Here is a 10,327-nt window from a genome sequence, read left to right as displayed (position 1 = left end):
TTCAGCGCCGATGGTACTGCAGGGGGGACCCTGTGGGAGAGTAGGACGCCGCCGAACAATTTTTAGCCTCAGTCCCCCGAACCCTTGCGGTTCGGGGGGCTGAGGCATTTTTGCGTTCGGGACCCGGACATGGCCGACCCCTGTGTGCGGGCCGGCAATGCCGACGGGTAGGGTCAGGGGGCATCGTCGGCACGTTCCCCAGGAGGCTTCCGGGTGGAGGTCCAGGAGACGCGGGTCCAGACGGACCGCGTCCTCACCATCCCGAACATTCTCAGCATGGCGCGCCTGGTCGGCGTACCACTGTTCCTGTGGCTGATCCTCCGGCCCGAGTTCGACGGGCACAACAGCGACGGCTGGGCCCTGCTCGTCCTGGCCCTGAGCGGCATCAGCGACTACCTCGACGGAAAGCTGGCGCGCCGCTGGAACCAGATCAGCAGCCTCGGACGCCTTCTCGATCCGGCCGCCGACCGGCTTTACATTCTCTCGACGCTCGTCGGCCTGACCTGGCGGGGCATCCTGCCGTGGTGGCTCACCGCCGTGCTGCTGGCCCGGGAGCTCCTCCTGCTGGTCATGGTGGGCATCCTGCGCCGCCATGGCTATCCGCCGCCCCAGGTGAACTTCCTGGGCAAGGCAGCCACATTCAACCTCATGTACGCCTTCCCGTTGCTGCTGCTGAGTGACGGAGATGGCTGGTTGCACTCACTCGCTGCTATTTTCGGATGGGCGTTCGCCGGATGGGGTACAACGCTCTATTGGTGGGCAGGGATTCTTTACGTGGTTCAGGTCCGCCGACTTGTCAGGGCGGACGCAACCGCCGGCTGAGCTCGCCAATGCGGCAGCCTCGTCATGCACGTCATGAGGCCGGCGCCCGCGAGTGCGAGCGGGCGCCCATTGACGGGTGAGGTCGGCACGACCGTCGTCTCTTCAAGGAGGACGCTTCCGACATGAAGGCCGTCGTGATGGCCGGCGGCGAAGGCACGCGCCTTCGCCCCATGACCTCGAGCATGCCCAAGCCGCTCCTGCCCGTGGCCAACAGGCCGATCATGGAGCATGTACTGCGGCTGCTGAAGCGGCACGGTCTCACCGAGACCGTGGTGACCGTGCAGTTCCTCGCCTCGCTCGTCAAAAACTACTTCGGCGACGGCGAGGAGCTCGGCATGGAGCTCACCTACGCCAACGAGGAAAAGCCACTCGGCACCGCCGGTAGCGTCAAGAATGCGGAGGAAGCGCTCAAGGATGACGCCTTCCTTGTCATCTCCGGCGATGCCCTCACCGATTTCGACCTCACCGAGCTGATCAATTTCCACAAGTCCAAGGGCGCGCTGGTCACCGTCTGCCTGACCCGGGTGCCCAACCCCCTCGAGTTCGGCATCACGATCGTCGACGACGAGGGCCGGGTGGAGCGCTTCCTGGAGAAGCCCACCTGGGGCCAGGTCTTCTCGGACACCGTCAACACCGGCATCTATGTGATGGAGCCCGAGGTCTTCGACTACGTCGAGCCCGATGTGCCCGTCGACTGGTCCGGTGACGTCTTCCCCCAGCTGATGAAGGAAGGCAAGCCCATCTACGGCTATGTCGCCGAGGGCTACTGGGAGGACGTCGGCACCCACGAGAGCTATGTGAAGGCCCAGGCCGATGTCCTGGAGGGCAAGGTCGACGTCGATCTCGACGGCTTCGAGATCTCCCCGGGCGTCTGGGTCGCCGAGGGCGCGGAGGTCCACCCCGACGCCGTCCTCCGCGGGCCGCTCTACATCGGCGACTACGCCAAGGTGGAGGCCGACGTCGAGATTCGCGAGCACACCGTCGTGGGCTCCAACGTCGTGGTCAAGAGCGGCGCCTTCCTCCACAAGGCCGTCGTCCACGACAACGTCTACATCGGGCCGCACAGCAATCTGCGCGGCTGCGTGATCGGGAAGAACACCGACATCATGCGGGCCGCCCGCATCGAGGACGGCGCCGTCATCGGCGACGAGTGCCTGGTCGGCGAGGAATCCATCGTCCAGGGCAATGTGCGGGTCTATCCGTTCAAGACGATCGAGGCCGGTGCCTTCGTCAACACCTCCGTCATCTGGGAGTCCCGCGGCCAGGCGCATCTGTTCGGCGCCCGGGGCGTGTCCGGCATCCTCAATGTCGAGATCACCCCGGAACTCGCCGTGCGGCTCGCCGGCGCGTACGCCACCACCCTGAAGAAGGGCGCCACCGTCACCACGGCGCGTGACCACTCCCGTGGTGCCCGCGCCCTCAAACGAGCGGTGATCTCCGCCCTCCAGGCCAGCGCCATCGACGTACGGGACCTGGAGAACGTCCCGATGCCCGTGGCCCGGCAGCAGACCGCGCGGGGCAGCGCCGGCGGCATCATGATCCGCACCTCGCCGGGGGTGCCCGACTCCGTCGACATCATGTTCTTCGACGAGCGGGGCGCCGATCTCTCGGCCGCCGGCCAGCGCAAGCTGGATCGCGTCTACGCCCGCCAGGAGTACCGCAGGGCGTTCCCCGGCGAGATCGGCGACCTGGCTTTCCCGTCCAGCGTCTTCGACTCCTACGCCGGTTCGCTGCTGCGGGCCGTGGACACCTCCGGGGTGGCGGAGGCGGGCCTGAAGGTCGTCGTCGACGCCTCCAACGGCAGCGCCGGGCTCGTCCTGCCCAGCCTGCTCGGCAAGCTCGGGGTCGACGCCCTGACGATCAACCCCGGCCTCGACGAGGCGCGGCCGACCGAGACGGCCGAGGCCCGCCGCTCCGGCCTGGTGCGGCTCGGGGAGATCGTCTCCTCGGCGCGGGCCGCCTTCGGTGTCCGCTTCGACCCCGTGGGCGAGCGCATCTCGCTCGTGGACGAGCGCGGGCGGATCGTCGAGGACGACCGGGCGCTCCTGGTGATGCTCGACCTGGTGGCCGCCGAGCGGCGCAGCGGACAGGTCGCCCTGCCGGTGACCACCACCCGCATCGCCGAGCAGGTCGCCGCGTACCACGGCACCCAGGTCGAGTGGACCACCACCTCGCCGGACGACCTGACCCGGGTCGGGCGGGCGGATGCCACCGTCTTCGGCGGCGACGGCCGCGGCGGCTTCATCATCCCGGAGTTCAGCAGTGTCTTCGACGGCACCGCGGCCTTCGTCCGGCTGCTGGGCCTGGTGGCCCGCACCCAGCTGACCCTCAGCCAGATCGACGCCCGCATCCCGCGCGCCCATGTGCTCCGCCGCGACCTGGCCACCCCCTGGGCGGTGAAGGGGCTCGTCATGCGGCACGTGGTGGAGGCCGCCGGCGACCGCTCGGTGGACACCACCGACGGCGTGCGCGTCGTGGAGGCCGACGGCCGCTGGGTGATGGTGCTGCCGGACCCGGCCGAGGCCGTCACCCATCTGTGGGCCGAGGGGCCCGACGACGCCTCCGCGCAGGCGCTGCTCGACGAGTGGTCCGCGGTGGTGGACAGCGCCGGCCGCTGACCCGGTCACCGGCCCGGCCCGGCACGACCTTCTCGGCGGGGCACCGCACGGCGCGGTGCCCCGCCGCGGCGCGCCGGTGGGGCCGTTCGGCGGCAGCCACCCCGACGTGCGACGATGTGCGGCATGCCGCAGCAAGACCCCGTTCGGAGCACACCGGCGCCGCCCGCGCGCCCCGACGCCTCCATGTCGCTGCTGACCAATGTGATGGATCACAGCCTGGACGAGGGCTACGCCGAGGCGGCCGCGCGCCGTGAGGCCGCCGGGGCGACGGGGCTGCCGAAGGCTCTGAAGGCCAAACTCGGGCTGGCCGCGGGGCTGCTGCTGGCCGCGGTCGTGGTGACCGTCGGCGCGGTGAAGGCCCAGGAGGCCGCCCCGGTCATCGCCAAGGAGCGCGAGGAACTGATCAGCCGCATCGAGACGGAGACCGCCGACGCGGACCGGCTGCAGAAGAGCGTGGACACCCTCCGCTCCGAGGTGGGCACCAAGCAGCGCGAGGCGCTGGAGGAGCACGGCGGCGAACAGGCCCAGTTGGTGGCCCTGCTCGCCGGGGCCACCGAGGTGCGGGGCCCCGGGGTGAAACTCGTCGTCGACGACGCCAAGGACGCCCGTTCGGGCGGCGGCGGTCCGCGCGAGAACCAGGGCTTCTCCGACACCGGCCGGGTCCGCGACCGCGACATGCAGCGCATCGTCAACGGCCTGTGGCAGTCCGGCGCCGAGGCGATCGCCGTGAACGGGCAGCGGCTGACGGCGCTGTCGGCGATCAGGGCCGCCGGTGACGCCATACTGGTCGACAACAAACCGCTGGTGCCGCCGTACACGGTGCTGGCGGTGGGGGACGGGCAGAAGCTGGCCTCCCGCTTCCCGGACAGCTTCGAGGGGCTGTACCTCCACGCGCTGAAGGAGAACTTCGGCATCCGCTGGAGCATTTCCGCCCAGGACGACGTCCGGCTGCCCGCCGCGCCGAGTTTGATCGTACGAACCGCACAGCCGCAAGCCGGTGGCGACTCCAAGCGCGCCGCCGACACAGGGAAGGGCACATCGTGATCGCCGTACTGGGCCTCGTCGTGGGAGTCGTGGTCGGGCTGCTCGTCCGGCCCGAGGTGCCGGCAGTGGTCGAGCCCTATCTCCCCATCGCCGTCGTCGCCGCTCTGGACGCGGTCTTCGGCGGTCTGCGGGCCATGCTGGACGGCATCTTCGTGGACAAGGTCTTCGTGGTGTCGTTCCTCTCCAACGTCGTCGTCGCCGCGCTGATCGTCTTCCTCGGCGACAAGCTCGGCGTCGGCGCCCAGTTGTCCACGGGCGTCGTCGTCGTGCTGGGCATCCGGATCTTCTCCAACGCGGCGGCCATCCGCCGGCATGTGTTCCGGGCGTGACACCGATGAACAACGAGCCGATCGAGCCGATGAACCACGACGAGAACGCCCGCCCGGCGCGCCCGGGGCGCGAGCCGGAGCCGCCGCGTCCGGGGCGGCGGCCGCTGCCCGGCGAGCGCCCCGGTGCCCCCGACGCGCCCGAGGGCGGCGCCGGCGGCCGGGCGGGCGACCGCACGCCCCCCGAGGCGGCCGGACCCCCCGAGGCGGCGGAGCCCCCCAGGGCCGCCGGGCTCCCCGAGACCGAAACCGAAGAAGCCGAAGCCGAAGCCGAAGCCGCCGGGCCTCCGGCGGCCGGCGCGCCCATGGAAGGCCCCGCGGCCGGCACTCCCGCCAAGGGCCCTGGTGAGGGCCCCGCGCAGCTCACCGGCCGCGAGCGGCTGCGCGCGGGCCTGTGGCCGCCCCGTATCACCCGCGCCCAACTGACGTTCGCCATCCTGCTGTTCGTGCTGGGGCTGGGCCTGGCCATCCAGGTCCGCTCCACCAGCGACAGCGGCGCGCTGCGCGGCGCCCGCCAGGAGGACCTCGTACGCATCCTGGACGAGCTGGACGACCGCAGCCAGCGCCTGGAGGACGAGAAGCGCCGCCTGGAGGACCAGCGCCGGGAGCTGGAGACCAGCTCCGACCAGGCCGAGGAGGCCCGGAAGCAGACGGTCCAGCGCGAGCAGCAACTCGGCATCCTCGCCGGCACCATCGCGGCCCAGGGGCCCGGCATCACCATCACCGTCAGCGACACGGCCGGCAAGGTCACGGCCAACAAACTGCTCGACGCGATCCAGGAACTGCGCGCCGCGGGCGCCGAGGCGATCCAGATCAACGATGTGCGGGTGGTCGCGAACACCTACTTCGAGGATGTGGGCGGCGGCGTGCGGATCGATGGGAAGAAAGTGAGTCAGCCCTTCCGTTTCAAGGTCATCGGCAAGCCGCAGGACCTGGAACCGGCGTTGCACATCCCCGGCGGCGTGGTGCAGACGCTGGAGAAGGAGCAGGCCACGGTGACCGTCGCCCGTGCGGAGAAGATCATCGTGGATGCCTTGCGGCCGGGTGAACGCCCTGACTACGCTCGGTCGTCATCGCAGTGAGGCGGGCATGCATGGGGGCCGTGAGGCGAGGGCACGAGCGAGCGGGGGGTCGGCGCATCAAAGGAGCGATGCGTGGTGGAAACTGTCTGACGGCTGCGGACGTTGTCTGGATGTCCAAGTCGACCGGTGTGTGCATCGAGGGTTCGTCCTGCCCCACGGGCGGGTCTGTTTCGGTCAAGGGGAATCGCCCGTGAAGTTGTTTGCGAAGTTGTTCGGTAAGAGTTCCCGCGAAGAGGGCAGCACGGCGCGCCACCGTGCCGGGCGCCCCGCGGACCAGGGGTCCGCCCAGGAGGAGCGCCCGCTCTTCCGCGACGAGGTCGGCGGCCGGCCTCAGGACATTCTCGGTGGTCACGGCGCGTCTTCTGTTGACCCCGCCGCCTCCGGACGCATAGGTTTCGGGGAATCATCGACCTCGAGTGCGGGCGCCGGACACGGTTCCGACCCGTACGCGTCCCCGGCCTCGCGAGGCCAGTCGCGGCAGGAGGCCCAGCCCATGTCGGCGTCTCTCGTCTGTACGCGGTGTGGACACCGGAATGCCGAGGCGAGCCGGTTCTGCTCCAACTGCGGTTCCCCGCTGCGTCCAGGCGCCCAGGCGGAGCGGGCCTCGGAGACCACCTCCACGATCTCCATCTCGGGGCTGGAGGCGTACGAGGCGGAGGCCACCGGTCAGACCGTGCCGCCCCTGTCGCCCGAGGCACAGGCCGCCGTCGACGCCCTGCCGATCGGCTCGGCCCTGCTGGTGGTCCGCCGGGGCCCGAACTCGGGCAGCCGCTTCCTGCTGGACGGCGAGCTGACCACGGCTGGCCGCCACCCGCAGAGCGACATCTTCCTGGACGACGTCACGGTCTCCCGCCGCCATGTGGAGTTCCGGCGCGGCAAGGACGGCGGCTTCACCGTCGCGGACGTCGGCAGCCTCAACGGCACCTACGTCAACCGGGAGCGGATCGATTCGGTGCCCCTGGCCAACGGTGACGAGGTGCAGATCGGCAAGTACCGGCTGGTCTTCTACGCGAGTCAGCGGGGCGTCTGACCCACCAGGGGGAGCCATGCCGCGGACACCGTCGGGCGGTACCGGAACCGGTACCGCCGCCACGGACGGTCGAAGGGTGAGCATCGGAACGGTGCTCACCCTGCTGCGCGACGAGTTCCCCGAGATCACCATCTCCAAGATCCGTTTTCTGGAGGCGGAGGGCCTGGTCGAGCCGGAGCGCACCTCCTCGGGCTACCGCAAGTTCAGCCCGGCGGACGTCGAACGGCTGGCCAGGGCGCTGCGCATGCAGCGCGACCACTATCTGCCGCTCAAGGTCATCCGTGAGCACCTGGACGCGCTGGACCGCGGCGAGCGGCCCCCCGTCCCGTCCCCCTCGCCCGGCCGCGAGCCGCTGGACGCCGCCCTGGAGCCGGCCGGGGAGCGGCCCGCCACCCGCATCGGCCGGCCGGAGCTGCTCGCGGCCACCGGCATCGACGAGGGCGTGCTCGCGGAGTGGGAGTCGTACGGGCTCCTCGGCCCCGCCGACGCGGACGGCGGATACGACATCGGGGCGGTCGCCGTCGCCCGGCTGGTGGCCGACCTCGGGCGGTACGGGCTGGAGCCCCGCCATCTGCGGGCCATGAAGGCCGCCGCCGACCGCCAGGCGGGGCTCGTGGAGCAGGTGGTGGCACCCTTGCGGCGGCATCGCAACCCCCGGACCAGGCAGCACGCCGAATCGACCGCGCGTGAGCTCGCCACCCTGTCCGTGCGGCTGCACGCGGCCCTGGTGGAAGCCGCGCTGCGCACGCCACCGCACTGAGCGGAGGGGGGCCCGACTACCCAAACCGGCCGGGCACGTCCTAGGGTTACTGTGTGAACGAGCTCGACGTTGTCGGTGTCCGGGTGGAAATGCCCTCCAACCAACCGATCGTGCTCCTGCGTGAAGTGGGAGGCGACCGGTACCTCCCCATCTGGATCGGGCCAGGGGAGGCAACCGCCATCGCCTTCGCCCAGCAGGGCATGGCGCCAGCGCGACCGCTGACCCACGATCTGTTCAAGGACGTCCTGGAGGCGGTCGGCCAGCAGCTCACCGAGGTCCGCATCACGGACCTGCGGGAAGGCGTGTTCTACGCCGAGCTGGTGTTCGCCAGCGGGGTCGAGGTGAGCGCCCGCCCGTCCGACGCCATAGCGCTGGCGCTGCGCACGGGGACGCCGATCTACGGCAGCGACGGGGTGCTGGACGACGCCGGTATCGCCATTCCGGACGAGCAGGAGGACGAGGTGGAGAAGTTCCGCGAGTTCCTCGACCAGATTTCCCCCGAGGACTTCGGCAGCAGCAATCAGTGACCGCCGGGTCGGCGCCCGCCCAGGACGGCGTGGGCGCCCGCTCATCGGGTCATAGGCGCCGCGGCAGGGCCATCCGGCTAGCTGTTCCCCGTATCGGGGCACGCGAAACCACTCTCAGGGTGATTATCACTCGGCGTGCCGAGTGTGGCGATCGTTGACGCACCCCGGGTGACTGCCTACCGTCGAGAAGGCAGGTCAAGGACGGAGGTCGGCGTGAGAAGCACCGGCGACGGTACAGCGGTGGGCGGCCCGGTTCCGCTCCACAGGAGTGCGCCCGACCCCACCCGCAGGCACGCGGCCGCGGCGCAGGCCGGACCGCCTCCCGAGCAGTCCGAGGAGCGCATCGGCTATCGCGGCCCGACCGCCTGCGCGGCGGCGGGGATCACCTACCGCCAGCTGGACTACTGGGCCCGCACCGGCCTGGTCGAGCCCAGCGTGCGGCCCGCGCACGGCTCCGGCACCCAGCGGCTCTACAGCTTCCGGGACGTCGTCGTCCTGAAGATCGTGAAGCGCTTCCTCGACACCGGGGTCTCCCTCCAGAACATCCGGGCCGCCGTCCAGCACCTGCGCACCCGCGAGCGGGCGGACCTCGCGCAGATGACGCTGATGAGCGACGGCGCCACGGTCTACGAGTGCGGGTCCCCCGACGAGGTGGTCGACCTGCTCCAGGGCGGTCAGGGGATCTTCGGGATCGCGGTCGGCGTGGTCTGGCGCGATGTCGAGGAGGCCCTCTCGCAGCTCCACGGCGAGCGGGTGGACACCGGCGAGACCCTGGTGGGGCACAACCCCTCGGACGAGCTCGCCCGGCGCCGCAACCGCGCGGGCTGACCGGGCCGCCGGCCGTACGGCTGCCCCTGCGGTGGGCCCGTACGGTGTCCCACCGCCGCCCGTACGGTGTCCCTGACGGCGGCTCGTACGGCCGGCCTGCGGAGACTGTCAGTGGGGTGCGGCAGCATCTGAGGTGTGAGACACGCCCCGACGATTCTGCATCTCGACATGGATGCGTTCTACGCCGCCGTGGAGCAGGCGGCGAAGCCCAGCCTGCGCGGCAAGCCGGTGATCGTGGGCGGCCTCGGGCCCCGGGGCGTGGTGGCCACCGCCTCCTACGAGGCCCGGCCCTTCGGCGTGCACTCCGCCATGGCCATGGCGCACGCCCGGCGGCTGTGCCCGAACGCCGCCTATCTGGTGCCGCGCTTCGAGCTCTACCGACAGGTCAGCGAGACCGTCATGGGGCTGCTGCACGCCCTGTCGCCGCTGGTCGAGCCGCTGAGCCTGGACGAGGCGTTCGTCGATCTGGACGCCGGCGGGGCGGCCGGGGACGCGGACGAGGCGCGTGCGGTGGGGGAGCGGCTGCGGCGCGACATCCGGGCCGCGACGGGGCTCACCGGCTCGGTGGGCCTGGCGGGCTCCAAGATGCTCGCCAAGATCGCCTCCGAGCGGGCCAAGCCGGACGGCCTGGTGCTGATCGAGCCGGGCACCGAGCGGGAGCTGCTGGCCCCGCTGCCCGTGCGCACGCTGCCGGGCGTCGGGCCGGCCACCGCCGAGGCGCTGCGCAGGGCCGGCATCACCACCATCGCCGAGATCTCCGAGGCCGGCGAGGAGGAGCTGGTGCGGCTGCTCGGGAAGGCCCACGGCGCCTCGGTGCACGCCATGGCCGAGGGGCGCGACGACCGCCCGGTGGTCGCCGAGCGGGACGCCAAGTCGGTCTCCGTGGAGGACACCTTCGACGTGGACCTGCACGACCGGGCGCGGGTGCGGGCGGAGGTCGACCGGCTCGCGGAACGGTGTGTGACCCGGCTGCGCGCGGCCGGCCGCTCGGGGCGCACGGTGGTGCTGAAGGTGCGCAGATACGACTTCTCGACGCTCACCCGCTCGGAGACCCTGCGCGGGCCCACGGACGACCCCGCGGTGGTGCGGGAGGCGGCCGGCCGGCTGCTGGAGGGCGTGGACACCACGGGCGGCGTACGGCTGCTGGGCGTGGGCGTCAGCGGCCTCGCGGACTTCACGCAGGAGGACCTCTTCGCACAGGCGGCCGTGGAGCGGGCGGCCCTGGAGCAGGGGGAGCGGTCCGACGCGGCGGACACGGCCGCGCCGAGCCCGGAGCCCGCCGCGGCCGTG

The 10,327-nt window shown here is 71.4% G+C and carries 10 protein-coding genes; all 10 read left to right on the top strand.

All coding sequences use genetic code 11. The features are described from left to right. Positions 1-213: 213 nt before the first annotated feature. A complete protein-coding gene (locus tag ACSNOD_RS22680) occupies positions 214-822 on the top strand; it encodes a CDP-alcohol phosphatidyltransferase family protein (RefSeq protein ID WP_436768858.1) in 609 nt (202 codons plus the stop codon). Between the two features lie 122 nt (positions 823-944). After that, a complete protein-coding gene (locus ACSNOD_RS22675) occupies positions 945-3,440 on the top strand; it encodes a sugar phosphate nucleotidyltransferase (protein WP_436768857.1) in 2,496 nt (831 codons plus the stop codon). Positions 3,441-3,563: 123 nt separating this feature from the next. Then, positions 3,564-4,484, top strand: a complete 921-nt coding sequence (locus ACSNOD_RS22670) for a DUF881 domain-containing protein (protein WP_436768856.1) — start codon at positions 3,564-3,566, stop codon at positions 4,482-4,484. After that, positions 4,481-4,813 (top strand): small basic family protein, encoded by a 333-nt coding sequence (locus tag ACSNOD_RS22665; RefSeq protein WP_003970459.1) that lies wholly within the window; start codon positions 4,481-4,483, stop codon positions 4,811-4,813. The genes ACSNOD_RS22670 and ACSNOD_RS22665 overlap by 4 nt, the downstream gene beginning before the upstream one ends. A gap of 5 nt (positions 4,814-4,818) precedes the next feature. Next, positions 4,819-5,892 carry a DUF881 domain-containing protein gene (locus ACSNOD_RS22660; RefSeq protein ID WP_436768859.1) on the top strand — a complete coding sequence of 358 codons (1,074 nt, stop codon included), beginning with the start codon at positions 4,819-4,821 and terminating at the stop codon, positions 5,890-5,892. Between the two features lie 130 nt (positions 5,893-6,022). Further along, positions 6,023-6,922, top strand: coding sequence for an FHA domain-containing protein (locus ACSNOD_RS22655; RefSeq protein ID WP_436768855.1), 900 nt, complete (start codon positions 6,023-6,025; stop codon positions 6,920-6,922). A 16-nt stretch (positions 6,923-6,938) separates the two neighbouring features. After that, on the top strand, positions 6,939-7,682 hold the full coding sequence (gene ftsR / locus ACSNOD_RS22650) for a transcriptional regulator FtsR (protein ID WP_436768854.1): 744 nt from the start codon (positions 6,939-6,941) through the stop codon (positions 7,680-7,682). A 53-nt stretch (positions 7,683-7,735) separates the two neighbouring features. After that, entirely contained in the window at positions 7,736-8,209 is a 474-nt protein-coding gene (locus tag ACSNOD_RS22645) for a bifunctional nuclease family protein (RefSeq protein ID WP_436768853.1), read from the top strand. A 213-nt stretch (positions 8,210-8,422) separates the two neighbouring features. After that, positions 8,423-9,037: a MerR family transcriptional regulator gene (locus ACSNOD_RS22640; protein WP_436768852.1), complete on the top strand. Its 615-nt coding sequence runs from the start codon at positions 8,423-8,425 to the stop codon at positions 9,035-9,037. 135 nt (positions 9,038-9,172) lie between these two features. Next, the coding region (locus ACSNOD_RS22635; protein WP_436768851.1) for a DNA polymerase IV at positions 9,173-10,327 on the top strand (1,155 nt) is incomplete at its 3' end.

The organism is Streptomyces sp. URMC 123, from assembly GCF_051386515.1.
Taxonomy (GTDB): Bacteria; Actinomycetota; Actinomycetes; order Streptomycetales; family Streptomycetaceae; genus Streptomyces.
This window is presented reverse-complemented; position numbering and strand designations above follow the sequence as displayed.

Excerpts from the sequence above, each read along its gene's own strand:
- ACSNOD_RS22675 (WP_436768857.1), top strand. The coding sequence starts at position 945 with ATGAAGGCCGTCGTGATGGCCGGCGGCGAAGGCACGCGCCTTCGCCCC.
- ACSNOD_RS22670 (WP_436768856.1), top strand. The coding sequence starts at position 3,564 with ATGCCGCAGCAAGACCCCGTTCGGAGCACACCGGCGCCGCCCGCGCGC.
- ACSNOD_RS22660 (WP_436768859.1), top strand. The coding sequence starts at position 4,819 with ATGAACAACGAGCCGATCGAGCCGATGAACCACGACGAGAACGCCCGC.
- ftsR (WP_436768854.1), top strand. The coding sequence starts at position 6,939 with ATGCCGCGGACACCGTCGGGCGGTACCGGAACCGGTACCGCCGCCACG.